24 protein-coding genes (1 of these 24 running past the window's edge) are annotated in these 25,471 nt (G+C 66.0%); 7 read left to right on the plus strand and 17 right to left on the minus strand.

Translation table 11 applies throughout. From position 1 onward, the window contains the following. Window positions 1-595, plus strand: the 3' end of a protein-coding gene (locus tag MU856_RS15910) for an oligosaccharide flippase family protein (RefSeq protein ID WP_263587907.1). It extends 932 nt beyond the left edge of the window; the window shows 595 of its 1,527 coding nt (coding positions 933-1,527); its start codon lies off the left edge, out of view; its stop codon occupies window positions 593-595. Window positions 596-610: 15 nt separating this feature from the next. Here the strand turns inward: MU856_RS15910 and MU856_RS15915 are convergent, their stop codons facing one another. Both MU856_RS15915 and MU856_RS15920 read right to left on the minus strand, forming a co-directional pair. Further along, the gene (locus tag MU856_RS15915; RefSeq protein WP_263587908.1) at window positions 611-1,540 is read right to left on the minus strand and encodes a hypothetical protein; all 930 of its coding nucleotides are present in this window, start codon (window positions 1,538-1,540) and stop codon (window positions 611-613) included. Window positions 1,541-1,594: 54 nt separating this feature from the next. Continuing rightward, entirely contained in the window at window positions 1,595-2,020 is a 426-nt protein-coding gene (locus MU856_RS15920; RefSeq protein WP_263587909.1) for a CBS domain-containing protein, read from the minus strand. A gap of 132 nt (window positions 2,021-2,152) precedes the next feature. Between MU856_RS15920 and MU856_RS15925 the strand changes: the two genes are divergently transcribed. After that, the gene (locus tag MU856_RS15925; protein ID WP_058812393.1) at window positions 2,153-2,455 is read left to right on the plus strand and encodes a hypothetical protein; all 303 of its coding nucleotides are present in this window, start codon (window positions 2,153-2,155) and stop codon (window positions 2,453-2,455) included. Continuing rightward, the gene (locus tag MU856_RS15930) at window positions 2,452-2,829 is read left to right on the plus strand and encodes an acyl-CoA thioesterase (protein ID WP_003041896.1); all 378 of its coding nucleotides are present in this window, start codon (window positions 2,452-2,454) and stop codon (window positions 2,827-2,829) included. The genes MU856_RS15925 and MU856_RS15930 overlap by 4 nt, the downstream gene beginning before the upstream one ends. Before the next feature lie 6 nt (window positions 2,830-2,835). On the opposite strand, the gene MU856_RS15935 is transcribed toward MU856_RS15930, so the two are convergent. From MU856_RS15935 to hisS, 6 genes are all read right to left on the minus strand, one after another. Further along, window positions 2,836-4,425, minus strand: coding sequence for a DUF4139 domain-containing protein (locus tag MU856_RS15935; protein WP_263587910.1), 1,590 nt, complete (start codon window positions 4,423-4,425; stop codon window positions 2,836-2,838). Window positions 4,426-4,433: 8 nt separating this feature from the next. Next, a complete protein-coding gene (locus tag MU856_RS15940; RefSeq protein ID WP_217372881.1) occupies window positions 4,434-5,822 on the minus strand; it encodes a DUF4139 domain-containing protein in 1,389 nt (462 codons plus the stop codon). An 81-nt stretch (window positions 5,823-5,903) separates the two neighbouring features. After that, the gene (locus MU856_RS15945) at window positions 5,904-6,713 is read right to left on the minus strand and encodes a DUF4167 domain-containing protein (protein ID WP_263587911.1); all 810 of its coding nucleotides are present in this window, start codon (window positions 6,711-6,713) and stop codon (window positions 5,904-5,906) included. 231 nt (window positions 6,714-6,944) lie between these two features. Further along, window positions 6,945-7,793 carry a peptide chain release factor N(5)-glutamine methyltransferase gene (prmC, locus tag MU856_RS15950; protein WP_263587912.1) on the minus strand — a complete coding sequence of 283 codons (849 nt, stop codon included), beginning with the start codon at window positions 7,791-7,793 and terminating at the stop codon, window positions 6,945-6,947. Further along, complete coding sequence (prfA, locus tag MU856_RS15955; protein WP_062901462.1) at window positions 7,786-8,856, minus strand: peptide chain release factor 1; 1,071 nt, start codon at window positions 8,854-8,856, stop codon at window positions 7,786-7,788. The genes prmC and prfA overlap by 8 nt, the downstream gene beginning before the upstream one ends. Continuing rightward, complete coding sequence (gene hisS / locus MU856_RS15960; protein WP_263587913.1) at window positions 8,856-10,103, minus strand: histidine--tRNA ligase; 1,248 nt, start codon at window positions 10,101-10,103, stop codon at window positions 8,856-8,858. The genes prfA and hisS overlap by 1 nt, the downstream gene beginning before the upstream one ends. Window positions 10,104-10,199: 96 nt before the next feature. Between hisS and MU856_RS15965 the strand changes: the two genes are divergently transcribed. Both MU856_RS15965 and ppa read left to right on the plus strand, forming a co-directional pair. Next, the gene (locus MU856_RS15965) at window positions 10,200-12,137 is read left to right on the plus strand and encodes a M61 family metallopeptidase (protein ID WP_263587914.1); all 1,938 of its coding nucleotides are present in this window, start codon (window positions 10,200-10,202) and stop codon (window positions 12,135-12,137) included. A 94-nt stretch (window positions 12,138-12,231) separates the two neighbouring features. Then, window positions 12,232-12,768, plus strand: a complete 537-nt coding sequence (ppa, locus tag MU856_RS15970) for an inorganic diphosphatase (RefSeq protein WP_003041938.1) — start codon at window positions 12,232-12,234, stop codon at window positions 12,766-12,768. A gap of 18 nt (window positions 12,769-12,786) precedes the next feature. On the opposite strand, the gene MU856_RS15975 is transcribed toward ppa, so the two are convergent. The 4 genes from MU856_RS15975 to MU856_RS15990 form a co-directional block, all read right to left on the minus strand. Then, a complete protein-coding gene (locus MU856_RS15975) occupies window positions 12,787-14,094 on the minus strand; it encodes a mechanosensitive ion channel family protein (protein ID WP_186401505.1) in 1,308 nt (435 codons plus the stop codon). Beyond that, complete coding sequence (gene metC, locus MU856_RS15980) at window positions 14,094-15,311, minus strand: cystathionine beta-lyase (protein WP_186401504.1); 1,218 nt, start codon at window positions 15,309-15,311, stop codon at window positions 14,094-14,096. The genes MU856_RS15975 and metC overlap by 1 nt, the downstream gene beginning before the upstream one ends. A 7-nt stretch (window positions 15,312-15,318) precedes the next feature. Beyond that, the gene (gene sseA / locus MU856_RS15985; RefSeq protein ID WP_062901458.1) at window positions 15,319-16,161 is read right to left on the minus strand and encodes a 3-mercaptopyruvate sulfurtransferase; all 843 of its coding nucleotides are present in this window, start codon (window positions 16,159-16,161) and stop codon (window positions 15,319-15,321) included. 209 nt (window positions 16,162-16,370) lie between these two features. Continuing rightward, window positions 16,371-17,807: a hypothetical protein gene (locus MU856_RS15990; RefSeq protein WP_186401503.1), complete on the minus strand. Its 1,437-nt coding sequence runs from the start codon at window positions 17,805-17,807 to the stop codon at window positions 16,371-16,373. A gap of 121 nt (window positions 17,808-17,928) precedes the next feature. Between MU856_RS15990 and queF the strand changes: the two genes are divergently transcribed. Both queF and MU856_RS16000 read left to right on the plus strand, forming a co-directional pair. Next, window positions 17,929-18,399: a preQ(1) synthase gene (gene queF / locus MU856_RS15995; RefSeq protein ID WP_062901456.1), complete on the plus strand. Its 471-nt coding sequence runs from the start codon at window positions 17,929-17,931 to the stop codon at window positions 18,397-18,399. Window positions 18,400-18,503: 104 nt separating this feature from the next. Further along, entirely contained in the window at window positions 18,504-18,914 is a 411-nt protein-coding gene (locus tag MU856_RS16000; RefSeq protein ID WP_263587915.1) for an acyl-CoA thioesterase, read from the plus strand. A 177-nt stretch (window positions 18,915-19,091) separates the two neighbouring features. Here the strand turns inward: MU856_RS16000 and MU856_RS16005 are convergent, their stop codons facing one another. From MU856_RS16005 to MU856_RS16025, 5 genes are all read right to left on the minus strand, one after another. Further along, the gene (locus MU856_RS16005) at window positions 19,092-20,378 is read right to left on the minus strand and encodes a cytochrome P450 (protein WP_263587916.1); all 1,287 of its coding nucleotides are present in this window, start codon (window positions 20,376-20,378) and stop codon (window positions 19,092-19,094) included. Window positions 20,379-20,446: 68 nt separating this feature from the next. Next, entirely contained in the window at window positions 20,447-20,899 is a 453-nt protein-coding gene (locus MU856_RS16010) for a hypothetical protein (RefSeq protein WP_186401501.1), read from the minus strand. Then, window positions 20,896-22,491 carry a helicase HerA-like domain-containing protein gene (locus tag MU856_RS16015; protein ID WP_412072795.1) on the minus strand — a complete coding sequence of 532 codons (1,596 nt, stop codon included), beginning with the start codon at window positions 22,489-22,491 and terminating at the stop codon, window positions 20,896-20,898. Before MU856_RS16015 ends, MU856_RS16010 begins: the two co-directional genes overlap by 4 nt. 153 nt (window positions 22,492-22,644) lie before the next feature. After that, entirely contained in the window at window positions 22,645-24,489 is a 1,845-nt protein-coding gene (locus tag MU856_RS16020) for a M2 family metallopeptidase (RefSeq protein WP_062901452.1), read from the minus strand. A 76-nt stretch (window positions 24,490-24,565) separates the two neighbouring features. After that, entirely contained in the window at window positions 24,566-25,318 is a 753-nt protein-coding gene (locus MU856_RS16025; RefSeq protein WP_062901451.1) for an alpha/beta fold hydrolase, read from the minus strand. Between the last annotated feature and the right edge of the window lie 153 nt (window positions 25,319-25,471).

Genomic DNA, 25,471 nt, shown 5'->3' on the forward strand with positions numbered 1-25,471 from the left:
CTTCGCCCGCGCGGTGCGCGCGATCATGGCGGCGGCGATGCCCTTCTTTCTGGGGCTCGCGGTCGTTGCCGAACCGCTTGTCCTCGTCCTGCTCGGCGACAAATGGGCCGGCGCCATTCCGCTGATCCGTCTGCTCGCGATCGCCATGCCCTTCTGGACCCTCTTCACTCTGCTGCAACCCGCGACCGACGCGATGGGCCGGCCCGAGATCGCGCTGCGCAACGCCGCGATCGGCGCGCTCATCATGCCGGTCGCGTTTCTCGTCGGGGGCCATTGGGGAATCGCCGGGATCGCCGCGGCATGGATCGCCGCCTATCCGGCCCTGTTCGCTTTCGCCGCGTGGCGGTCGCTTCCGGTGATCGGGATGCGCGCGGGCGCCCTGCTCCGCGCCATCCTGCCCTCGGTGCTCGTCGCGATGGCGATGGCGGCCGCCGTGATGGTCGCCGGCCGCCTGCTCGCCCAAGTTTCGATGGCGCCCCGGCTCGCCCTGCTCGTCGGAATCGGCGCGCTGACTTATGCCGGCGGGCTCATGCTCTTCGCGCGCGAGACGATCGGCGATCTGGTCGCGATGGCGCGCGGCAATCCCGCGGCCTGACCCGGCGCCGCTGCGTCAGCGCGGCAGCATCGCGACGGCGCGTCGCGTCGCATCGGCATAGGCGCCGCCGGAAAAGCGGTGCGTCCCGATGAAATGGATGAAGCGCGCATCTTCGGGCACGCCTTCGTTCCAGAAATTGATGTAGCGCTCGTAGGGCAACAACAGCGGGTCGGGCTGATTCGCGATGACGAAGTTCGACGTCACCTGCTCGCTGCCCCATTGCGCCCAGCGCTCGGCGCCGAGCAGCGCCGTCGCCTCGCGCGAGAAGGCTTCGGCGATTCGCCGCCCCTCACCGCTCGGCGCGAAGCCCGCGAACCCCGAGCAGCCACGCACATAGGCCGGCGACGCCAGCTCCGGCAGATCGAGCCGGTCCATCCCCGATTCGATCGCCCCCTGAACATGCGCCGCGGGATTGGTGAAGCGCTGCGATTCGATCGCCTGCGCGGCGATCGTCGCCAGCGGCAGGATCTGCGAGGCGGCCTCGCCCTTCAACGTAAAGCTGCGCCCGGCATCGATCGCCGCGGCGACTTCGGGAAGCGGGCCGACCGTCACCGTGTCCGAATCGACCTGGATGACATAGGCGTCGGCGCGCAGGTCGAGGATGGTCAGCAACCGCTCCCACGTCCCGCCGCGCGGACAATCGCCGGTATCGACCGCCGCGATCGCCCGAATCTCGGGATCGCCGAGATGATGAGCGAGCAGTTCGCGGTCGGCATCAGTGAGCGTGCCGTCGTCCAGAATCACGACACGGCCGCGCGGCACCTGGTGCCACAGCGACTTGATCGACACGAGATAGGGCAGCAGCACGCGCGTACCGATCATAGAGAAATAGATGACGCCGTCGTCGGCGGGCACAATGGGCCGCGCCTTGAGCACGCCGGCGGCCAGCCGCCGATGCGCCCATTGCTTGCGATGCCACTGGATCCGGTCGACGACGCGCTTCATAGTTTTCGCGTTACCGCCAACCGATTAATTTTCAATAGGAGCCGAAGCAGCGGGTCAGCCGGCAATATAGTCGCGCATCGCCGCCGCCTCGGCCTCGATCTTGTCGATACGATATTTGACGAGGTCACCGATCGAGACGAATCCGACCAGGCGGCTGCCATCGACTACCGGCAAATGGCGAATCCGCTTCTGCGTCATCTGCGACAGCGCGCCGATCACCGCCATGTCCGGACCGCAGGTCACCGGCGATCGCGTCATCACATCGTCGAGCCGGCGGTCGAGCGCCTCGGGACCGTAGGAAGCGACGAGGCGCACGAAATCGCGTTCGGAAAATATGCCGACCAGCGAATCGCCGTCGAGTACCGGCACCGCTCCGATCCGATGCTGGGCAAGCAGATCGACGACCGCGCGCACCATATCGTCGGTCCGTGCCGCGACCACTGCACCGCTCCGCCCCTGAAGAATCGCTCCGATCGTCATGCGCTGGCGCTCCTTTCCCGATTGTCCTGTCGTTGCCCGCGCAGTCTATCATGATTCGCGGCGGGCGCGAAACGAACGGGGGGTCGCCATTACCGCTTGGCCTCGCCCGCGGCTTGGTTCATGGAAGCGCGCATGGTCAAACCTTCGCCGCTCGACAATCGCGATACCTCGAAAGTCGCCTGGGCGCGCTATCGCCGGCTGATGCGCGGGATGAGCATCGTCTCGCTGCTCGCCGTCGTCGGCGCGCTGAGCTGGCTGCGCTTCACCATGGGCGAGGCGCTCACAATCCACATGATGATCGCGACCGCCGCGGGCGTCGGCCTGTCGGTCATGCTCGGCGCGGCGCTGATGGGACTTGTCTTTCTGTCGAGCGGCAGCGGCCACGACGAATCGATCGACGATCCCTTCAAGGACGACCCGGACCTCAACCCATGACCGACAATCCTCGCGACCCCATATTGCGCGTCGTGCCGCAGCCGGCCGACATCAACAGCAACGGCCATATCTTCGGCGGCTGGGTGCTGGCGCAGATGGATATTGCGGGCGGGATCGTCGCCGCGCGAATCGCGCAGGGGCCGACCGCGACGGTGGCGATCGAGGCGATGGAATTCATCGCGCCGATCCTGCTGCGCGACATCATCTCGGTCTATGCCCATCTCGAACGGCGCGGCCGCACATCGATGGGCATCCGGATCGAGGTGATCGCGACCCGCGGCCGCGGCGAAGAGCAGGTGAAGGTCACCGAGGGATTGTTCACTTTCGTCGCGCTCGACGAGAATCACCGGCCGCGCCCGCTGCCGCCGGCCTGATCGCACTCAGCCGCCCTTGCGGTTTTCGCGAAAGCTTTGTTCGATGCGGTCGTTCGCTGGAACGCGGACGCGCCAGACCCAGCTGTTGCCGCGCCGCTCCCAGCCTTCGGGGGCAGGGTCAATGGCAAAGGGAATGAGCAATTCCACCTCGGCGTCGGTCGGGCGCGCGTTGGTCAACGTCACCTGCCACAGCCGGTGGTCGGCATCCGAATCGGGAAGGACGACGGTGCGATACTGGACCGCGGGACTCGCCCCCAGATCATAATCGACGCGCTCGCCCTCGGCCTTGTCGCCGATTTTCGCCTCGCCGACCAGCAACGGCTCGCCCGCGACCGTTTCGAAGACCATCGCCGCCCCCGCGGGAAGCGCGAGGCCAAGCCCGTCCGCCTTGCGATTCTGGACCCGCAGCCGGGTCGTCAGCGGCTGCGGCCGCCCATTGCCATAATTATAAAGCGACCCCGCATAGAGCTGTTCGGCCGCAACTCCGCCCTGCGCGAGCAGCGCCACCTGCTTCTGCCCCTTTGCCGCGACATCGACGCGAATGGGGATGCGATAGAATTTGAGGTCGCCAAGATCCTCGGGAGGCGGCGGCGGGGGAGGTGGTGGCGGGGGAGGTGCAGCTGGAGCGGGCGGCGCCATGGCCCGGGCGCGACGATCGATTCGGGAGCCCGTCACAACCACTTCCTCTACCAGACCGGCATCAAAGCCATCATATGCCTCGATCGGCGGCAGCTCCCAATAGGGGTGCGTGCTCGTGATATCCATCGGCCAGCATTTGAGCACCAGCGGCCCCGCCGTGCTGCGCGGCAGCGGCGGGCTGTACATCTTGTTGAGCCGCCCGGCGATGACATTGAGCTGGGCATTGGGAAAGCTCGTCACGCCGCCATTGGCGACCGTGACCCAGCCCGTGAGGTCGAGCGTCTTGCCGTCGGCGCCGCGATTCGCGACATAATTGGCGGCCCAGTCGAACCCTTCGGCCAGATAGAGAAGCTGGATGGTGACGGTGCGCGGTGCTGTGCTTTCGACGAGCACCGACAGCGTCGGGCGCGGCGACAGATCCTTGGGGACGCGCGGATAGAGCATGCGTTCGGGCAGTCCCGAACAGCCGAGCGCTTCGATCCCGTTCGCGGTTTCAAGGATGACCCCGCCATTGGGTCCGGCCTGGATCACCGCTTCCTGCTCGATCGCCTTGCCTGTCTTCAAATTGGTGCGGCGAAGCGTGACGCGGCGCTTCAGATAAGCGTCGACGAGCCCGGCGGGGGAAAGCAGGCGGGCATCGCGGTTCTTTTCGATTACCCCGTCGGGAAGCCCGCTCACCACAGCGGTTTCGGGGAGCAGTCCTTCGGCCACGCCTTCGAAGCGCACGACCGACACCCCGGCGGGCAGCGTCACGCGGCGGCTTTCGGTGATGAAGGCAAAGCCGCGCGGCCAGCGCGGATCGATTGGCCCGCTACCGCGATTCGGCGCACGATAGACGGTGACCGCGACATCCTGCGCCGCCGCCGAAACGACGATAGGCCGCTCGGTCTGCGCAAGCGCCGGCGGCGGCGCGAGCAGCGCCGCGGCCCAGATCAACAGCGGCCAGCCGCGCGCCACGCCGCGGCTCAGTAGCGGGTGTCGAAAGTGACGGTGACGTCGGCCTTGCCGTTGGCAGGGACCGGCACCTGCCATTCGACGCGGTCGGCGGAGACGCGTTCGCTCTTCAGGCTTTCGTCGACGATCCGTACATCGCCCCACAGCCCGTCCTGCGCCAACTGCACCGTGATCGGACCCGGCCGGGCGTTGCTGAGCGTATATTTCATCTTCGTCACCCAGCGCGAATCGCCCTTGCGCGTGCGCGAGACGATGGTCGGCAGCACCTTGACATCGAACGCGTCGCCGGTGCGCAGCGACATCGCCGAACCCATCGGGGTATGGTCGATGCGATTTTCGCCGATGAATTGCGGATCGCCGCGCGCGTCGCGCATATAGACGCGGATCGTTCCCGCGGGCAGCTGGTCGCCGAGCCCGCCCTGGCGCGAGGTCGAAAAGCGCAGCACGCTCGCCGCGCTGACCGGATCGTTGCTACTGCCGAGCCAGCGATTGGTGAATTCATAGGTCGACTTCGCCGGCGCACTCTTCACGTCAAGGAAGCTGACCTGCTTCTGCTGCGCATTGGCGATCGTGGTGCGTGCGGGCAGCGGATAGAGATAATAGTCACCCAGCCGCTCGCGATCGTTCGATTCGGTGCCCGCGCTGTCCATCGTCCCGGCAAGCCGGGTGAAGCCGCCACCGCCGCCATTGGGATTGCCCGCCACCAAGAGGGTGCGCGCATTGGTGAAGGTCGTACCCGTAGTGTTGGTCAGCGTCACCCAGCCCTGAAGATCCATCGCGCCCTTCGCCGCATCGAACAGCGCGACATAATCGGCGGTCCAGCCCAAATTGGGCGTCAGATAGGAAAGTCGCGCCGGCACCGCGCCCGCCTCGGCAGCATCGACCGTCACCGACAGCGTCGGCCGCGCGCGCAAATTGGGCGGCAGGCGGTCGAACACGGTGCGCACGGGCAGGCCGTCGTCGCGCAATACCTCGATCCGGTCGCCGATCTGCAGAACGATGCCGCCGTTCGCCGCAAGCACCTTGGCCCGCTCGCTCTTCTCCGCGCCAGTCGCGGGATTGGTGCGGACCAGCGTCACCGACTGGCCGACCGCCTTGTCCATGAGCTTGTCGGGGGTGAGCAGGTCGAAATCGAAATTCTGTTCGACGATCGAGAGGCCGGTACCCGAGAGCGTCACCGTTTCGGGCCGGATGCGCGCCGAAACGTCGGGAAATTCGATCCGGTTGCGGCCGCGCGTGACCGAGAGCTGGCGCGCGTCCTGCACCAGCGACTGGCCATTATTATAGATGGTAACCGCAACATCGCCCTGCGCGGTGGCAGGGTCGCCGTCCTGCGCCAAGGCGGGATGTGCAAGTCCGGCAAGCATCACCGGACCCAAAGCCAAGACCAACCGGCGCATCGATATTCTCCCCCAGCCATCGCGAACGATGGCGGGAGGCTAGGTCATGTCGCTGGTGAAAACCAGTGCGAAATCGCGGGCTTATTCGGCCGCTTCGACCCCGGTGTCGCGCGCGGCGAGCGTGCGGCGGGTTCGGCGCGCCTTCGGCGCGGGCGCATCGGCGTCGGCGGTTTCAGCCTCGGCGGCGCGCTCGCTGCGCCCGATCGCGGGGGGGAGCGCGGCGCTGTCGATGCTGCTGCTGTCTTCGGCGGCAGCTTCGGGCTGGGCGCGGCGCGGGCCGCGGCGGCGCGGCGCCGGTGCAGCCTCTTCGCTCGCTTCAGCTTCCGTCGAGCTCTCGCCATCGCCACCGGCATCGTCATCGCTGCGCGCCGCATCGCGATTGTTGCGACGGTTGCCCCGGTCGTTGCCGCGATCAGTGTTGCGGTCATTATTGCGGTCGCGATCGCGGCGGTTGCCGCGATTGTCGTCGCCCTGGCGGTCGCGGCTCTCGCTCTGATCGCGGTCGCCGTCATTGTCGTCGCTATCGAGATCGGTGTCGTCGTGCGCGTCGAAATCCTCGACGCCGCGAATTTCGCGCTGGCGATCGTTGCGATCCGGCGCGCCGCCGTTCCGTTCTTCCTGGCGGGCGCGGAAATCGCTGTGCACGCGGAAATAATGGTCGGCAAACTGAAGATAATATTCGGTCTGGACGCGGTCGCCCGAAAGCTGGGCGTCGCGCGCGAGATTCTTGTATTTCTCGATCATCTGCGCCGCGTTGCCGCGCGCCCGGCTGTCGATACGATTGGCCTGGTCGACACCGCCGCGGCCGCCACCCGACTGCGAACGGTTGTTGTTGTTGTTGCGGCCGCGACGGCGACCGCTCTGCCGGTTGTTCATGTTCAACTGAGACATCCTGATAAGCTGATAAGCTACGCCAACCCCTTTTGGCCGACCGCGCCATTTGCGCGCCGCGCCCGCGCTTGCCGCGCGGTTTTTGCCCTTACCGCCTGCACCGGGCCAAAGCCCCGCACGAGCATCGCAAGTGGGAAGCAGACCGGCCGGACCAATGAAGGTTCCCGCTCGGGTCTGTAGGCCGCCCCTACAGGGCTTTGCGGCGGAAACCAAGCAAATTCTTGCGCTGCATCATTCGGGCGGGGTCAGCACCAACGCCCGATCGCGGCCCCCGATGTCGCGGCGACAGGCGACGGCGAAACCCGACGCCTCGGCCAGCTGCGACACCGATATGCGTTGCTGATGCCCGATTTCAAGGATCGCGGCTCCGCCGGGTGCCAGCAGGCGCGGCAGATCGGGAATGATCCGGCGATAGTCGTCCAACCCGTCGGCGCCCGCGAACAGCGCCTCTGCGGGTTCATGATCGACAACGTCAGGCATCAGCGCCTCGTCGTCGGCGATATAGGGCGGGTTACATAAAATGAGGTCGAACGCGCCATCGAGCCCCGCCGCCCAGTCGCCCGCGCGGAACGTCGTCCGCGCCGCGAAGCCCAACGCTTCCGCATTGTCGCGGGCATAGGCGAGCGCCTGTTCCGACGCATCGACCCCCAGCCCCGTCGCGCCCCGAAAAGCGTCGAGCGCCGCGAGCAGCAGCGTTCCCGGACCGGTGCCCAGATCGAGGATGGTGCGCGGCCAGTCCGCCTCGCGCCCGCGCGCAAGCGCGATGGCGGCCTCGATCAGCGTTTCGCTGTCGGGCCGCGGAATCAGTACGCCGGGGCCAACTTCGACGCGGATCGTCCAGAAATCGCGATAGCCGACAATATAGGCGATCGGCTCGTTGCCCATGCGCCGCGCGACCAGCTGCACGAAACTCTCGGGCACCTCATAGCGCGAAGAATCGAGCAATAGGGCCTGGCGGTCGATCCCGAGCGCGTGCGCCATCAGCAATTCGGCATCAAGCCGGGGCGTGTCGCTCGTCGCGGACAGGAGATTTGTCGCGGTGCGCAGATTATTATCCGCCTCGCCGCGCCGGTCAGCCATCGGCAAGCCCCGCCAGCCGCTGCGCCTGATCCTCGGCGATCAGCGCGTCGATCAGTTCGTCCATCTGCCCTTCCAATATCTCGGGCAGGCGGTGGAGCGTCAGGTTGATGCGGTGATCGGTGACGCGGCCTTGCGGGAAATTATAGGTGCGGATGCGCTCCGACCGGTCCCCCGACCCGACCATCGACTTGCGCGCCGATGCCTCGGCGCTGTGGATCTTCTCGCGCTCCAGATCATAGAGCCGCGCGCGCAGCACCTGCATCGCCTTGGCGCGATTCTTGTGCTGGCTGCGCTGGTCCTGCTGAATCACGACCAGGCCGGAAGGGATATGCGTGATACGGATCGCCGAATCGGTCGTGTTGACGTGCTGACCCCCGGCGCCCGACGCGCGGTAGATATCGATCTTGAGGTCATTGTCGTTGATCGCAACGTCGACCTCTTCAGCCTCGGGCAGCACAGCGACGGTCGCAGCGCTGGTGTGGATGCGCCCGCCGCTTTCGGTGACCGGCACGCGCTGGACGCGGTGGACGCCGCTTTCGAATTTCAGTTTCGCAAAGACGCCCTGACCGCTCACCGACGCGACGACTTCCTTGTAGCCGCCAACCTCGGCCTCGTTGGCCGAGATGATCTCGACCTTCCAGCCCTGGCTGTCGGCATAGCGGCTGTACATGCGCAAAAGGTCGCCCGCGAACAGCGCCGCCTCGTCGCCGCCGGTGCCGGCGCGGATTTCGAGCATCGCGGCGCGTTCGTCGGCGACATCCTTGGGCAGCAGCTTGATGGCAAGGTCATGCTCGGCGGCGGGCAGCGCTTCCTCGAGCGCGGCGATTTCCTCGGCGGCCATCGCCTTCATCTCGGGATCGGCGAGCATCTCGGCGAGCGACACCAGCTCACCGCGCAGCCGCATCACTTCGGCCGCCGCCCTGGCGACCGGTTCGAGCTCGGCAAATTCCTTCGATGCCGCAACGAAATCGGCGGGCGCCATATCGCCCGTCGCCATGCGCGCCTGCAGCGCGGCATGCCGTTCGATGATGGCGTCGATCTGCTTTTCGGAAACGCTGGTCATCACAGTGCGCGGACGAGCGCCTCGATCGCGCGCGCCCGCTCTCCGTCGCCGCGCACGTTGACATGCGGCGAACCGTCGCGCGTTCCGATTGACACCAGCGCTTGCGCCGGAATTTTTGCAGCCTTGTCGAAACGCTTGCGCGGCGACCCGGTCGCCACAATTTCGGTGGCGAAGCCTCCGGTACGAAGCGCTGCAAGAGCCCGCATCGCAAGTGCGAGCTGGCCATCGTCCTCGACCGCAATCACCGCGTCGAGGCGCGTGTCGATCGCATCGTCGCCAAGCAACATCGCCAGCCGCTCAATCCCCGCCGCCCAGCCGACCGCCGCGGTCGGAGGGCCGCCGAGCGCTTCGATAAGGCCGTCGTAGCGTCCGCCGCCGAGCACGGTGCCCTGGGCGCCCAGCCGGTCGGTGACGAACTCAAAGGCAGTGTGGCGGTAATAGTCGAGCCCGCGCACCAGCCGCGCGTTGCGGTCCCACGCGACGCCCGCGGCGTCGAGACCGGACGTGACCGCGCCAAAGAAATCCTGGGCTTCGGCCGTCAGAAACGCGTCGATGTCGGGGGCGCTGTCGGCAACCGGGCGATCCTTGGGATCCTTGCTGTCCAATATCCGCAGCGGATTTTTGTCGAGCCGCGCCAGGCTGTCTTCGGACAGGTCGCCCTTGTGGGCCTCGAAATGCTCGACCAGCGCCGCGCGCCACGCATCGCGGCTTGGCGCATCGCCCAGCGTGTTGAGCGTCAGCGTCACGCCGTCGGCGACGCCCAGTTCCTTCAAAAGCTGGTCGGCGAAGACGAGCAGTTCGGCATCTGCGAGCGGACTGTCGCTGCCGATCACTTCGGCATCGAGCTGGTGAAACTGGCGGTAGCGGCCCTTCTGCGGGCGCTCGTACCGGAACAGCGGACCGTGCGTCGCGACCTTCAGCGGCGCAAACTGCTGCCAGCCGTTGGTGATATAGGCGCGCGCGATGCCGGCCGTGAATTCGGGGCGCAGCGTGATCGATTCGCCGCCGCGATCCTCGAACGAATACATTTCCTTCGACACGACGTCGGTCGTTTCGCCGAGCGAGCGGGCAAACACCGCGGTCGGCTCGATCACCGGCACCTCGACGCGCTTGAAACCATAGAGGCGGCGCACCCGGTCGAACGCGTCGACGACATGCGCGAACCGGTCGGCGAATTCGCCGAGCATGTCCTGGGTGCCGCGCACCGGCTGGGGGACGCTGATCTTCGCGTTTTTGTCCTTGCTCATGCGCCGCGCGTCTAATCTTTTTTCGGCGAAAGGCAAAGCGCGCTTGCGCAAGCCCGCGCTGGACGGCGGCGGCATTTGGCGGCAGAGTCGCTGCCCATGAAAAAAGCACCGTTCGTCGCCGCCGCGCTGATTGCGGCCCCCGCCCTGTTTGTATCCGCCACCGCCGCCCAGGAGGCCAACAGCCGACCGCAACCGGTGGTTCAGCCCCATGTGATCCCGCTGCCCGCCGACAAACCCTATCCCGGCATGATGCTGCTCAAGGTCGATGCGACCGACTTTGCCCGCGGCATCTATCGCGTGCGCCAGACCATTCCGGTGCCGCGCGCGGGCAAATTCACCCTGCTCTATCCGCAATGGCTTCCCGGCAAGCACGCACCGCGCGGCGCAATCGCCGAAATAGCGGGGTTCAAGGCAAGCGCCGGCGGCCAGCCGCTCGGCTGGACGCGGCAACCGACCGACGTCTACGCCTTCGACATCGACGTGCCCGCCGGCACCAAGAACATCGACATCGCCTTCGACTTCCTGTCGCCGACGCGCAGCAGCGAGGGCCGGGTCGTGGTGACGCCGGCGATGATGAACCTGCAATGGGAACAGGTCAGCATGTACCCCGCGGGCTATTTCACGCGCCAGATTCCGGTCCAGCTCGACCTGACGCTGCCCGAAGGCTGGACCGGCGCCGCAGCGCTCGACGGGCTCAAGATTTCCGGCAACCGCTACAGCTATGCGCCGACGAGCTATGAAACGCTGGTCGACAGCCCGATGTTTGCGGGGCGCTATTTCCGCAAATGGGATCTGGGTCAGAATGTCACGCTGAACGTCGTCGCCGATGAGGCCAAATATCTCGACGCGACGCCCGACCAGATCGCGCGGCACGCGGCGCTTGTGTCGGAAACGCTGGCGCTGTTCGGGACGAAGCATTTCGACCGCTACGAATTTCTGCTCGCCCTGACCGACGAGCTGGGCGGCATTGGCCTTGAGCATCATCGCAGCAGCGAGAACAGCCGCGGCACCGACTATTTCACCAAATGGGATGATGGCGATTCGGATCGCGGGCTGCTGCCGCACGAATTCGTGCATAGCTGGAACGGCAAATATCGCCGCCCCGACAAATTATGGACCCCCGACTATCGCACCCCGATGCAGGGCAATCTGCTGTGGGTCTATGAAGGCCAGACAAGCTTTTGGGATCTGGTCCTCGCCGGCCGGTCGGGAATGCAGTCGAAGGACACAATCCTCGGCGAATGGGCGAGCAACGCCGCCTTCTACAGCGTCCAGCCGGGTCGCGCATGGCGATCGGTCGAGGATACGACGCTCGATCCGGTGATCGCGGCGCGCAAGCCGCGCCCCTTCCCGAGCGCGACGCGCACCGAGGATTATTACAACGAAGGCTCGCTCGTCTGGCTCGAGGCCGACATGCTGATTCGAGACGCGACCAACAATGCCAAGAGCCTCGACGATTTCGCGCGCGGCTTCTTCGGCGGCCGCGACGGCGACTGGGGCGAGGTTACCTATAATTTTGCCGATGTCGTCGCGGCGCTCAACGCCGTCTATCCCTATGATTGGGACAAGTTCCTGCGCACGCGGCTTCAGGAACCGGGCCAACCGGCGCCCGTTGGCGGTATCGAAAAGGCGGGCTACCGCCTTGTCTGGCGCGATGCCCCCAACGCCTATGACCGGGCGCGGATGGCACGGGCGAAGAATTTCGACCTCACCCATTCGCTGGGCATGACCGTGGACAAGGACGGCGTCGCCGGCAGCATCCTGTGGGACGGCCCCGCCTTTCGCGCCGACATCATCAACGGCACCAAGATCCTCGCGGTCGATGGCATGGCCTATAACCGCGAGCGGTTGGAGGCGGCGATCCGTGCCGCCGCCGACGGCAAGACCCCGGTTCGGCTGCTCGTCGAACGCGGCGGCCGCTACCGGACGGTCGAGATCGACTATCATGACGGGCTGCGCTGGCCGCACCTTGAAAAGGTCGGCACGGGGCCCGACTGGTTCGACCGGCTGCTCGCGCCCAAGCGCGCGCTCTGATCGCGCCGGCCTATCTTTGGTCGTAATGGCCTCGACTTTCGGCGCCCACGGGCGCTAAAGGCGCGCGCAAATCACCAAATAAGGATACTCTCCCATGCGCATCGACCTTATCCCCGCCGGCGACAGTCCGCCCGACAGCCTCAACGTGCTGATCGAGGTGCCGATCGGCGGCGAGCCGGTGAAATATGAATTCGACAAGGCGTCGGGCGCGCTGTTCGTCGATCGTTTCCTGCACACGCCGATGCGCTATCCCGCCAATTATGGCTTCATTCCGCATACGCTGGGCGAAGACGGCGATCCGCTCGATGCCTTGGTGGTTGCGCGGTCGCCGGTGGTTGCCGGTGCGGTCGTCAAATGCCGCCCGATCGGCGTCCTCAAAATGGAAGACGATGGCGGCGGCGACGAAAAGCTTCTGTGCGTGCCGGTCAATTCGACCTTCCCTTATTATGCGAACGTCGCAAGCTACTCCGACATGCCGCCAATCGTGCTGCAGCAGATCGAGCATTTCTTCGCGCACTACAAGGATCTCGAACCCGGCAAATGGGTGAAACTTGGCGGCTGGGGTGACGTCGACGAAGCCAAGGCGATCATTCTTCAGGGAATCGAACGCGCCAAGGCCAAGGGATTCTGACGCGGGCAACGGTATCGCTCAGCCCGGCTTTCGAGACGCCCGCTTCGGTTTTGCCGCGGCGGGCGTTTTTTCGGGCAGCGAGCGGACATGGACGTCGCGCTGCGGAAAGGGAATTTCGATTCCCGCCGCCTTGAACTTGTCCCAGATGCGGAGAAAAACGTCGCCCTGGATATTGCCGAGCCCACCTTCGGGGTCCGAAATCCACAGCCGCAGTTCATGGTTGACCGCGCTGTCGCCGAAACCGGTGATCCAGCACACCGGGGCGGGCTTTTTGAGAACGCGCGGCGCTTCGTCGGCGGCCTCGAGCATCAATCGCTGCGCCAGCCGCAGATCGCTGTCATAGCTGACGCCGACCGCCATCTTGATTCGCACTTCGCGGCTCGAATAACTCCAATTCTCGACCCGCTCGGTCATCAGCAGTTCGTTCGGAATCAGATGTTCCTTGCCATCGCGCGTGATGACCGACACCGCGCGCACCCCGATCTTGTTCACCCGTCCCACCGCATCGGCGACGACGATGACATCACCCGGCTTGATCGACCGATCCATCAGCAGGATGATTCCGGCGATCAGATTGCCGAACGTCTTTTGCAGGCCGAAACCGACGGCGAGCCCGAGCGCACCCGAAAAGACCGCAAAGGCGGTCAGATCGATGCCGAGCAGGTCGATGCCGACGAAAAAGGCCGCAATCACGATCACAACGCTCGCAATCTTTTCGACCAGCAATTGCTGCGTGGGATCGAGGTCGGGACCGCCGCGCACGACGCGCCGCACGACCCGGTTGGCGATACGCACCAGCAGGAACAGCACCAGCGCCGTCAGGGCGATATTGATGAGCGACAGCAGCGAGACATGCATGCGCCCGGCGCTGAAGCCGATCGCATCGAGCCGGTCCTGCAGGGTCTCCAGTCCGCCGACGACGTGCGACAACAGCGCCACGAACAGCACCGCCGCCAGCATCAGCGCCGGAACGCGGCCCAGCCCGACGCCCAGCACCAGATTGCGCGCCGTCGCCGCGGCCGAGAAAGCGAGCACCAGCCCGAGCAGCAGCGCGGGATAGGGCGTCCAGGCCCAGGCGCTCCAGCCGATTCCGGCGATCAGAAGCGCGACCAGCCAGCCGAGAATCGCGGGTGCTCGTTCGGTCAGCGGCCCGCGCGAATGGCGTTCGCGGCCATGGAGCCAGTTGGCCAGCTGCGGCCCGAGCCGAACCTTCAGCGTCCAGCCGACGATCAAGGCCGCTCCGGCGATCATCGCGGCGACGCCGAGCTCCGCCAGCTGGGCCTCCGCCATGCGCGGCAAGCCCAGCCGGAGGAGCAGCGCGTCCATCAAGATGCGCCGCCGAGCGCCGCGAATCCGCGTTCGAGATCGGCGATCAGGTCGACCGGATCCTCGAGCCCGATCGACAGGCGGATGAGCGCATCGGGATCGGTCCAATCGGTCGCGGTGCGAATCGTCTGCGGATCGCTTGGTACCACCAGGCTTTCGAAGCCGCCCCAGCTGAAACCGATGCCGAACAGAGCGAGCGTGTCGATAAAGCGCGCGCGGGCAGCATCGCCCGCGCCTTTCAGCGTAAAGCCGAACAGGCCGCTCGCCCCCGAAAAATCGCGCGTCCAAAGCGCATGGCCCGGATCGTCCGCGAGCGCCGGATAGAGAACCCGCCCGACCTCGGGCCGCGCCGCAAGCCAACGCGCCACCGCAAGCGCATTGGCGCCGTGGCGCTCCAGCCGCACATCGAGCGTGCGCAGTCCGCGCAGCATCAGCGCGCAATCGTCGGGCGATACCGAATGGCCGAGCTGATAGGTCGCCTGCCGCAGCCGCGGCCAGAGGCTGCGCGTCGCGGTGAGCGATCCCATCATCGCGTCCGAGTGACCGCCGACATATTTGGTCAGGCTCATCATCGTCACGTCGACGCCATGGGCGATCGCCGGAAAGAGCAGCGGGGTCGCCCAGGTATTGTCGAGCATCGTCACGACGCCGCGTTCGCGGGCGATGCGCGTGATCGCTGGCACATCCTGGACCTCGAAGGTCAGGCTGCCCGGCGATTCGAGGAAGATCAGCCGCGTTTCGGGTTCGATCAGATCGGCGATGCGCGCGCCGACGCACGGATCATAATAGCTGGTCCGCACGCCGAACCGCGCGAGCATGCCGTCGCAAAAGCTTCGCGTCGGTTCATAGGCGCTGTCTACCATCAGCAGATGATCGCCCGGCGCGAGCAGCGCAAGCAGCCCCGCCGATATCGCTGCAACGCCCGAAGGATAGAGCAGCGTGCCCTCCGCGCCCGGCTCGAGTTCGGTCAGCGCGTCGGCAAGCGCCCATACCGTCGGCGTACCGCGGCGGCCGTAATAGAGCTTGTCGTGCGTCGCATGGCCGCGCGCCTTCAGATCGGCGATACTGTCATAAAGAATCGTCGAGGCACGCCAGACCGGCGGATTGACGATGCCCCCGCCAAGCCGAGGGTCACCCGTCCATTCGGGCCGCCGTCCGCCCTGCACGAGCTTCGTCGCGGGGCGGCGTCGATCATCCTTGTCCGCCGGGCCGGCCACCGCCCGGTCAGGCCGCGCCGGTCGCTTTCGGGGTGGCCGCGTCGGCGCCCCACTCGCTCCAGCTGCCGTCATAAACGGCGACATCATCCTTGCCGAGCAGATGCGCGCCAAAGGCAAGGACGGTCGCGGTCATGCCGCTGCCGCAGGTCGCGACGAGCGGCTTGTCGAGATCGATCCCGGCGGCATCGAAAGCCGCCTTCAGCGCATCGCCCTGCTTCCACGTGCCATCGTCGTTGAACAGCTGACTGTGCGGCAGGCTGCGCGAACCGGGAATATGTCCCGGTGCCATGCCCGGACGCGGATCGCGTTCCTCGCCCGTGAAGCGCGCCGCCGGGCGCGCATCGACAACCTGTTCGGTGCCGCCATCGACATTGGCGAGCATCTGATCCTTGGTGCGGACGGCCTTCGCGTCGCGCCAAACGGTGAAGTGGCGGTGGCGCAGCGTCTGCTTGCCCATTTCGAGCGGGCGCCCTTCGGCCTTCCACTTGGCGAGGCCGCCGTCGAGCAGCGCGACATCATGCGCGCCGAACAGTTTGAGCAGCCACCAGGCACGCGCCGCGCTCTTGAGCGGGCTGTCGTCATAGATCACGATCCGGCTGCCGTCGCCGAGGCCGAGCGACTGCATGCGGCTCGCGAATTTTTCGGGCGGCGGCGCCATATTTTCGACCGCGCTCGTCGCGTCGGCCAGTTCGGTCAGGTCCATGAACACCGCGCCGGGGATATGGCCGGCTTCATATTCGGCCCGCGCGTCGCGGTCGGTTCCCGCCATGAATTTCGTCGCATCGACAACCCGCAGGTCCGATGCCCCCAGTTCGCGTTCCAGCCATTCGGTAGAAACCAAGGCGTCCATGTCATGCTCCTGTTACGACCGGGCGGTGGACCTTCTATCCATTCCCTCCGCCGGCCATCCTGCTGTGGCTCTTAATCTTTCCGGGGAACATCAGCCTATGCCCCCACCTGCGCTTTTTCAAGCGCAGTGGCGCTCTGCCCCAGTCAATGCTGCGCCGCAACACAAAAGCAGAGGTAAAGCGGAGCATGGCGCCCGCGCGACGCGGGGAATCACTGCATCCGGCGCACGGCGGTCGTGCGTGCACCAGGGCGGTCGATGACCAGCATCGGGCGATCGAAGGGCAGCGGTGCCAGCTTGTCGCTGCCGCTCGTCCCCTGTTCGCGGCCGAGCACGAAACTGCCGGCATTCTGGCCAAAGGCTTCGCCAGGGCCATCCCAATGATAGGTGACGTCGAGCGCTATGACCGGGATCAGCATCGGGCGGCCGGCGATCACCAGCGGCTCGACGATCGCCCGCGGCAACATCACCTCGGTCGTCAGCGCCTCGCCCGCGCCCGCCGCCAATGTCATGTCGTCGCGCAGCACGCTGCCCCCCGCGCCGTCGAAAAAGCGCGCGAGCACCGCTTCGGGCATCGCCGACGCCTGATGCAGCGCAATACGGACGAGGAGGCCAGTGGCGTCGAGCAGCCCCTCGTTCAGCAGGTTGAGCGTGAAGGACACGACCAGATGTTCGGACGTCAGGCGAATGTCGCGCACCTCGAACGCCATCGACACCTGCGCGCGTCGTTCTGCGGCGGGGCGCGTGACGAGCGGGGAGGGAACGGGCGGCGAAGCCACCGGAAGCGGCGTCGGCCGGAATTGCGGCTGGGGCCCACGATCCGGTTGCGGCGCGGGTTGCGGCGCCGGAGGAGCAGGCTGCGGCGCTGGCTGCGGCGCGGCGCGCGGTGCAGGAACGGCGGCACGCGGTGCGGGCGGCGGCGAGGGCTGATCATAATCAGCCGGGGCGTCGGCGGCGGGCGCTGGACGGCGGCGCCAATACCATAGCCCCGCCCCGGCAGCGGCGAGTCCCGCGAGCAGCCACGCCCAGATCGGTACCGCGCCCTTGTCGGTCGGCGCCGCCGCACCGGCTGCCTCGTCCGACGGCTGCACCGGCGCATCGAGGGTGCCCGCTGCGCTCGTCGGATCGCTGGTGAAGCCCGGCAGCGTGGCGGCATCGTCGGTCGGCGAGGTCGCGGCGGGCGCACCCTGCGATGCGGTCGGTGCCGGAGTCGGCGCGGGCGCAGGCGCCGCGGAAGGCGCGCGCGTCGATGCGGCGGCGGGCGTATCGCGGCGCGTCGGCGTGGGCGCGGGGGTCGGCGCCGGCGTGGTCGCGGTCGGACGCTGGGCCGTCGGCGCGGGCGCAGGGCGCGTGGGGACGACCACGGTCGGCGCAGGCGTCGGTGCCGGAGTCCCGCGGCGCTCGCCCGGCGCAAGCGGCGGAATGCCATTGTCCGCGGGACCCTGCATCCCCGTGGTACGGCCATCGTTGGTCGACGGCAGGCGGAAGGTCGACGGACTGGTGGCCGACGGCGCCGGGGTCGGGGCGGGCGTTTCGTCCTGCTGTGCCAGCGCGGGCGTTCCCGCTGCCCCCGCAATCAGCACCGCCGCCAGCGCGGCGGTCGATAGCCGCGCCATCTTCGCTGTCCGCCCGAAACTCCGCTTCGTCATGATGTAATGCGATCCCAAAACTCTGTATGGCCTGCGCCTTGCGTATCGCACGGGCGCTTCGCGCCGCCATCCCGTCCCGATCGACGGTGACATCGGCTGCGCGCCGCACTAGACGAAAGCCATGAGTGATTCCAGCCATACGCCGCTTCAGCCCAAACATCTCGGCCAATCGAGTGAACTGCCTGCCTCGCCCGAGGCGGCATTGCTCGACTATGTCCCCAATCCGCGCGCCGGCGAGCTGTATCTCGTGCGCTTTGCCGCGCCCGAATTCACCTCGCTCTGCCCCGTTACCGGGCAGCCCGACTTCGCGCATCTGGTGATCGACTATGCGCCGGGCGAGACGATCGTCGAATCGAAAAGCCTCAAGCTGTTCCTCGGCTCCTTCCGCAACCATGCAGGCTTTCACGAAGACTGCACCGTGGGTATCGGCCGCCGCCTGTTCGACGAGATGCAGCCGCAATGGCTGCGCATCGGCGGCTATTGGTATCCGCGCGGCGGCATTCCCATCGACGTGTTCTGGCAATCGGGGCCGCCGCCCTTGGGGCTGTGGCTGCCCGATCAGGGGGTCGCGCCCTATCGCGGCCGCGGCTAAGTGCATTCTTCGCCGACGCCGAAGATGGTCCTTCCCGAGACCGGACCAGAAAAGAATCGGATTTCATCTTTCCGTCACGAATTGTTGACACTAGTGTCAACGATATGAGCAGCGCCGCGCTTCCCCACGACCATGACATCATCGTCGGCCCCGAGGTCATCGACTTCATGGGCCACGTCAACAACGCCCATTATCTAAGCTGGGTGCAGGATGCAGTGCTGTCGCACTGGCGAAAGATCGCGCCGCCCGAGGCGGTGGCCCAGCATCTGTGGGTCGCGCTGAAGCATGAAATCACCTATCGCCGCCCAGCCTTTCTCGACGATGAGGTCATCGCGACGGTGATCCTGGAAAAGGTCCAGGGCGCGCGCGCTTTCTATGAAACGATCATAAAGCGCGGCGAAGAGGTGCTCGCCGAAGTCAAATCGAGCTGGTGCTGCATCGACGCCGAGACGCTGCGCCCTGCGCGCCTCGCCAGCGATGTGATCGCGCGCTTCTTTCCGGGCGAGAAGGTTTAGGGTAGCGTCCTTGCGGCAGTTTGCTGTTCCCTGGCGAAAGCCGGGGTCCGGAGCTTTAAAACTCCAACGTCAGCGTTCGACGCTCTGGGCCCCTGGCTTTCGCCGGGGAACACAATAGCGACTCGGGACGCTCGTTCCTTCGGTCAGCCCGGCAAGCTTCAGTCGCTTACACCCCCCCTACGCCGCTTCGAACCGGATCGGCAGGCGCTTCAAGCCGCCGACGAACACCGATTCGACGCGCGCCGGTTCGCCCGCGAGTTCGAGCTTTTTCAGGCGCGGCAGCAATTCTTCCATCATGATCCGCATTTCCATGCGCGCCAGATGCTGGCCGAGGCACACATGCGCGCCGAAGCCGAAGGCGATCTGCTGATTCTTCGCACGGTCGGGGTCGAAGGCAAAGGGGTCGCCGAACACCGCCTCGTCGCGGTTGGCCGAGACATAGTTGAGCATCAGCCAGTCGCCTTCGCGGATCTGCTGCCCGCCGATCTCGACATCGGCCCGCGCGGTGCGCATGAAATGCTGCACCGGCGTCGTCCAGCGGATCGCCTCTTCGATCAGCCCCGCCTTGTCGCCGTCGGCGGCCCGAAAGCGTTCGAAAAGCGCCGGATTCTTTGCCAGCTCCATGATCGCGCCGGCGGTTGACGCACTCGTCGTGTCGTGCCCCGCCGTTGCGATGATCATATAATAGCCTGCAAGTTCGCGGTCAGGGATCTGACCGCCGTCGATCGTCGCATTGGCGATCACCGTCGCAATATCCTGACGCGGATTGGCGCGGCGGTCAGCGGTCAGTTCGCGGAAATAATTTTCGAAATCAGCGATGACATAGTGGAGCATGGCGATCGCCTGTTCGGCGCTGGTGATCGCCTCGCGGCTGCGGTTGAGGTCGGGGTCGGTCGATCCGAACAATTGCTGGGTCAGCATCAGCATTCGCGGCTCGTCTTCCGGCGGCACCCCCAATATGTCCATCACGACATGCAGCGGGTAATGCGCCGCGACGTCACGCGCGAAATCGCATTCGCCGCCGGTCGCGAGCAATTTGTCTACCGTCTCGCGTGCGATCTGACGGATGCGGTCTTCGACCTGCTTCAGATTCTTGGGCATGAACCAGCTCTGCGTCAGCAGCCGGTATTTCATATGGTCGGGCGCGTCCATCTGGACGAGCGAACGGATCAGATGCCCGTCATTGCCCGGCGTCGCGGCGCGGGCGAGCGCCTCGCCATCGCGATTGGTGAGCACAGTCGGGCGCACTGCATTGGCAAAGCGCTGCGGATCGCGGCCGATCGCCATGACGTCAGCGTGCCGCGTCACCAGCCAGAAGGGATCATAGTCCGGGTTCTCGGCTACCGCGAGCGGCGCATTGGCGCGCGCCCAGGAAAGCTGTTCGTGCAAGCCGTCCCATGCCCCGTAAGCGGCGGGATCGACGACGGCGGCGGCTACCTCTCCAGGCAATATAGGTTTTGTCATGCAACCAAATTGCCTGAAGCCTCGGCGCCTGTCGAGATGGAATAGCGCGCCGCGGGCGCGGGCTCGGATCAGCCGGCCGCCTGGCGGTGCGCCTCGGGAAGCGCCGCCTGCCATTCGGCGAGTGCGCGGTGGATCATCGCCTTGAGCGCCGCGGCCTGACGGCGCCAGGCGGCGTTGCAATCCGCGTCCCATGCGGTGCCCGCCGCCACCGCAAGCGCATCGACCGCCATATCGACGAAGGCGTCATATTCGGCCGCCGTCAGCGCTCCATAGTTGCGATGCGTCACCACCAGTTCGGCAATCTGCGGCCAGACCCAGCCTTCGCCCTGCGCCAGCCCGAACATCGCCTGCAACGTCTCGTTGGTCATGCGCCGCGACGCCGCATCGAGGTTCAGAAAGGCGGCGCGTCGCTGCGGGAAGGCATTGAGGAACCGATCGAACAGCGCATGGCGAATGTCGATGCCCGCGTCGGCGACGGCGAGCAGCGCCGCCTCCATCCGCGCGGCATCGCCGGCGGTCATTTGAACAGGCTGCCCAATATGCCGCGCATCAACTGGCCGCCGAACTTGCCCGCAACCTGCCGGCCGAGGCTCGTCGCGGCGGAGCGCGCCGCCGATTCCATCATCTTTTCGGCCATGCTCGGCTTCGCCGCCTCGCGCGCCGCGGCGCGTTCCTGTTGCAGGCGGACGCGCTCGTCGGCGGCCTTGCGCTTGGCCTCTTCCTTTGCCGCGATTGCCGCCGCCTTGTCGGCTTCCTCCTGCGCCTTGGCTTCAGCGGCGGCCGCCTGCGCCTGCTCGGCCTTGGCGGCGAGCAGTTCTTCGGCGCTTTCACGATTGACGAGTGTGTCATATTTGCCCGCGACCGGCGAGATCGACTGGATGATCGCGCGCTCCTTGGGGTCGAGCGGACCGGCGCGCGAGCAGGGCGGCTTGATCAGCGTGCGCTCGACCGGAGAGGGCGCGCCGTCGGGCATGAGCAGCGAGACCAGCGCTTCGCCGACCTTGAGCTCGGTGATCTCGCGCGCGACATCGACCTTCGGATTGGGCCGAAAGGTGTCGGCCGCCGCCTTCACCGCCTTCTGGTCGCGCGGGGTAAAGGCGCGCAGCGCGTGCTGGACGCGGTTACCGAGCTGCCCTGCGACTTCTTCGGGCACATCGATCGGGTTCTGCGTCACGAAATAGACGCCGACACCCTTCGATCGGATCAGGCGCACGACCTGTTCGATCTTGTCGACCAGCGCGGGCGGCGCGTCGTCGAACAGCAGATGCGCTTCGTCAAAGAAGAAGACGAGCTTCGGCTTGTCGGGATCGCCGATTTCAGGAAGCGTCTCGAACATCTCGGACAGCAGCCAGAGCAGGAAGGTCGCATAAAGCTTCGGGCTGGCCATCAGCTTGTCGGCGGCAAGGATGTTCACATAGCCGCGACCCTTATCGTCGCACTGGATCATGTCCATGATGTCGAGCGCGGGTTCGCCGAAGAAATGGTCGCCGCCCTGGCTTTGCAGCGACAAGAGCTGGCGCTGGATCGTCCCCACCGTCGCCTTGGTCACATTGCCATATTTGGTCGACAGATCGCCGGCATTTTCGGCGCACCAGGCGAGCATCGCCTGCAGATCGCCCATATCGAGCAGCAACAGATTCTGTTCGTCGGCGACGCGGAAGGCGATCGACAAAACCCCTTCCTGCACCTCGTTGAGATCCATCAGCCGCGCGAGGAGCAGCGGCCCCATCTCGGAAATTGTGGTACGAATGGGATGGCCCTGCTCGCCGAACAGGTCCCAGAAGATCGCCGGATTGTCGTGATAGGCCCAGTCGCTGTCGCCGATTTCGGCCGCGCGCTTGGCAAAGACCTCGTGCAGTTTCGACGTCGGACTGCCCGCCATCGCGAGCCCCGACAGGTCGCCCTTCACGTCGGCGACGAAAACCGGCACGCCGACCGCCGAGAAACCCTCGGCCAGTCCCTGCAGCGTCACCGTCTTGCCGGTCCCGGTCGCGCCCGCGATCAGCCCGTGGCGGTTCGCGCGCTTCAGCACCAGCGACTGGCGCGGCCCGTCGGGCGCACCGCCTCCGCCCAGGCCGATGTAGATTTCGGTCGCTTCGCTGCCGTCGCTCACTGCTGCATTCCTCCGCTCGGGGCACCCGGCCAAGAGCCTAGAACGGCGCAGGAAATCAGGCAATCGGCAAAGCGGCGGCAGCCCCTACCCGGCCGACATGCAAAGGGACCGGAAAGATGGCTTTCCGGTCCCTTGCTTGCGGTTCCGCGTGCCTTACCAGCCCGACGGCTTGCCCTTATTCTGTTCGTCGAGCCATTTCTTGAGCGGGGCGAAATATTCCATCATCGCCTTGCCCGACATGTCGCGGCTGCCGGTGAAGACCTCGAGCGCGTCAGGCCAGGGCTTGGAGGCGCCCATTTCGAGCATCGCGTTCAGCTTCTGCCCCACTTCCTTGTTGCCATAGAAGGAGCAACGGTGGAGCGGGCCCTTCCATCCCGCCTGCTTGCACGCCGCCTGATAGAATTGGAACTGCAGCACGCGCGCGAGGAAATAACGGGTGTAGGGCGTGTTGCCGGGGATATGATATTTGGCGCCCGGGTCAAACGCGGTTTCGGGGCGCGCGACCGGCGGCGTGATGCCCTGATATTGCAGGCGAAGCTGGGTCCAGGCCTTGTTGTAATCGGCGGGCTTGATCGACCCGTCGAACACGCCCCAGCGCCAGCGGTCGACGAGCAGGCCGAAGGGCAGGAAGGCGACCTTGTCCATCGCCTGACGCAGCAGCAGGCCGATATCCTTGTCGGCGCTCGGCACCTTCGCCTTGTCAAGCAGGCCGATGTCGACCAGATATTGCGGGGTGATCGACAGCGCGATGAAGTCGCCGATCGCTTCGTGGAAGCCATCGTTGGCGCCGTTCAGATAGAGGAACGGCTGCTTGTTATAGGCGCGCTGATAATAGTTGTGGCCAAGCTCGTGGTGGATGGTGACGAAATCGTCGCTGTTCACCTTGATGCACATCTTGATGCGGATGTCGTCCTTGTTGTCGACGTCCCAGGCCGAGGCATGGCACACGACTTCGCGGTCGGCGGGCTTCAGGAACTGGCTGCGCTTCCAGAAGGTATCGGGCAGCTTCGCGAAGCCGAGCGAGGAATAGAAATTCTCGCCCGCCTTGACCATGTCGAGCGGCGCCTTGCCCTTTTCCTTGAGCAGATCGCCGATGTCGTAACCTAGGTCGCCCGATCCCGGCGGCGCGACGAGCGGGTAGATATTGCCCCATTCCTGCGCCCACATGTTGCCAAGTAGATCGGCGCGGATCGGGCCGGTTTTCGGCTGCACCGCGTCGCCATATTTCTCGTTGAGTTTCCAGCGGACATAGGTGTGAAGCGCCATGTAGAGCGGTTTCACTTCCTGCCACAGCCGTTCGGTGGTCTTCGCGAAATCCTCGGGCGACATGTCATAGCCCGACCGCCACATCGCGCCGGTATCGGCAAAGCCGAGTTCCTTCGCGCCTTCGTTGGCGATCGCGACCATGCGCGCATAATCATCCTTCATCGGGGCGCCGACATTGTCGTGCCAGCTTGTCCACATTTCGGCGAATTCGGCGGGCGTGTGCTGGAGATTGCCCATCTCCGCCTCGATATCCGATCCCGAGATTTCCTTGCCGTCGAGCCTGCCGCGGCCCTTGCCATATTGCGATTGCAGGTCGGTCGCGATCGTGTTGAGCTCGGTCGCGGCGCCAGGCTTCGTCGGCGCGGGAAGGACAAGGCCGGTGCGCAGGATGTCGAGCTTGCGCTTCGTATCGGCGCTGAGCCCCGGCACATCCATATATTTCGCGGCTTCGAGTGCATATTTGACCGACTTTTCGGTCCCCACGGCATTGATCCGCGCGGCCATCGCGTCGGTGTCGTCGGTGATGTAGGTGGCGTTGACCCAGTTCACTTGGCTCGCCTCGACCGTATAGTCGAACAGATCCTTCTCGACGGCGGCGATGAAGGCATCGGCGTCGGCCGCGGTCGGCGTGGCGGCGGGGGCCGCGGTCGCGGCGGCATTGTCCTGCGCATATGCCGGTGCGGCGAGCGCGAGCGACAGGGCAAGCGACATAGTCGAAATCATGGCTTTCATGGGGTGCAATCCTCTGGACTTTGGGGGTGCGCTCTGCGGCGCCGTAAAACCAGCTTGGCGCGTCGGCGCCGGGGGGTCAAGCGGTCAGAAAGGCCGCGATCGCCTCACCCAGCTCGGGCTCGGTGACGCTCGACATGTGCGTGCCGGGGATCGTCGCGAGTTGGGCATCGGCCAGCGCCGCGACTAGTTCGGACGCTGAGCCATTGTCCTGATCCTGTTCGCCGCACACCACCAGCGTCGGCATCGTGATCGCCGCCAGCGCTTCGGGCGGCGTGTCGGTGAAGCTGTCGAGCAGAAGCCCCGCCGCGACACGGTCGATCTTCATCGTTTTCATGAACTGGATCGACAGCCATGTGTCGTCGCCGCGCTTCGCGCTGTCATATTCGGCGATCACGCGCTTGAAGAACTGCCCGCGCCGCTGCCACCCCGCGAGTCCCGCCAGCCCCATACCGCCAAGGATCAGGCGCGCCGGGCGCATCCCCGCAACGACCGCGCGCACGCTCGTCCGCGCGCCGAGCGAGAAGCCGCCAAGGTCGAAATCGGCAAGATCGAGATGCGCGACCAGATCCTGCAGGTCATCCACCAATATGTCGGAAGGATAATGCTCCGCCCCATGCGGCGCCGCGCTCGATCCGTGGACGCGCAGGTCGGGCATGATGACATGATATCCCTCACGCGCGATTCGCGCTGCGGTGCCGAATTTGATCCAGTTGACCTCGGCGCTCGAAAACAGGCCATGCAGCAACAGGATCGGCCGACCTTCGCCCATTGCGCGCCAGGCCAGGCGCACCCCATCGCGCGCGTCGAAAAATTGCGGTTCGATGCTCATGCCCGTCCTTATGCGGGGAAGACGCGCAAGGGCAAGCGGGTGAAATCCCCAAGCGGGCGTTCGCACGAACCGACCGACATCAGCCGCGGCCACACATGGTGGTTTTGGGGTAGGGAGCGGACTTCGCTCCATGCAAACGGGCGAGGATAAGCG

This window comes from Sphingopyxis sp. GC21 (genome assembly GCF_025727575.1).
Lineage (GTDB): Bacteria > Pseudomonadota > Alphaproteobacteria > Sphingomonadales > Sphingomonadaceae > Sphingopyxis > Sphingopyxis terrae_A.

Bases quoted from the DNA above. Each gene is read 5' to 3' on its own strand.
- MU856_RS15965 (WP_263587914.1), top strand. From the start codon at position 10,200: ATGAAAAAAGCACCGTTCGTCGCCGCCGCGCTGATTGCGGCCCCCGCC.
- sseA (WP_062901458.1), bottom strand. From the start codon at position 16,161: ATGGACGCCTTGGTTTCTACCGAATGGCTGGAACGCGAACTGGGGGCA.
- MU856_RS15920 (WP_263587909.1), bottom strand. From the start codon at position 2,020: ATGACGATCGGAGCGATTCTTCAGGGGCGGAGCGGTGCAGTGGTCGCG.
- queF (WP_062901456.1), top strand. From the start codon at position 17,929: ATGAGTGATTCCAGCCATACGCCGCTTCAGCCCAAACATCTCGGCCAA.
- MU856_RS15975 (WP_186401505.1), bottom strand. From the start codon at position 14,094: ATGGACGCGCTGCTCCTCCGGCTGGGCTTGCCGCGCATGGCGGAGGCC.
- ppa (WP_003041938.1), top strand. From the start codon at position 12,232: ATGCGCATCGACCTTATCCCCGCCGGCGACAGTCCGCCCGACAGCCTC.
- MU856_RS16010 (WP_186401501.1), bottom strand. From the start codon at position 20,899: ATGACCGCCGGCGATGCCGCGCGGATGGAGGCGGCGCTGCTCGCCGTC.
- hisS (WP_263587913.1), bottom strand. From the start codon at position 10,103: ATGAGCAAGGACAAAAACGCGAAGATCAGCGTCCCCCAGCCGGTGCGC.
- MU856_RS15940 (WP_217372881.1), bottom strand. From the start codon at position 5,822: ATGCGCCGGTTGGTCTTGGCTTTGGGTCCGGTGATGCTTGCCGGACTT.
- MU856_RS15945 (WP_263587911.1), bottom strand. From the start codon at position 6,713: ATGTCTCAGTTGAACATGAACAACCGGCAGAGCGGTCGCCGTCGCGGC.
- prfA (WP_062901462.1), bottom strand. From the start codon at position 8,856: ATGACCAGCGTTTCCGAAAAGCAGATCGACGCCATCATCGAACGGCAT.
- prmC (WP_263587912.1), bottom strand. From the start codon at position 7,793: ATGGCTGACCGGCGCGGCGAGGCGGATAATAATCTGCGCACCGCGACA.
- MU856_RS16020 (WP_062901452.1), bottom strand. From the start codon at position 24,489: ATGAAAGCCATGATTTCGACTATGTCGCTTGCCCTGTCGCTCGCGCTC.
- MU856_RS16005 (WP_263587916.1), bottom strand. From the start codon at position 20,378: ATGACAAAACCTATATTGCCTGGAGAGGTAGCCGCCGCCGTCGTCGAT.
- MU856_RS15930 (WP_003041896.1), top strand. From the start codon at position 2,452: ATGACCGACAATCCTCGCGACCCCATATTGCGCGTCGTGCCGCAGCCG.
- MU856_RS15990 (WP_186401503.1), bottom strand. From the start codon at position 17,807: ATGACGAAGCGGAGTTTCGGGCGGACAGCGAAGATGGCGCGGCTATCG.
- MU856_RS15925 (WP_058812393.1), top strand. From the start codon at position 2,153: ATGGTCAAACCTTCGCCGCTCGACAATCGCGATACCTCGAAAGTCGCC.
- MU856_RS16025 (WP_062901451.1), bottom strand. From the start codon at position 25,318: ATGAGCATCGAACCGCAATTTTTCGACGCGCGCGATGGGGTGCGCCTG.
- MU856_RS16000 (WP_263587915.1), top strand. From the start codon at position 18,504: ATGAGCAGCGCCGCGCTTCCCCACGACCATGACATCATCGTCGGCCCC.
- MU856_RS15915 (WP_263587908.1), bottom strand. From the start codon at position 1,540: ATGAAGCGCGTCGTCGACCGGATCCAGTGGCATCGCAAGCAATGGGCG.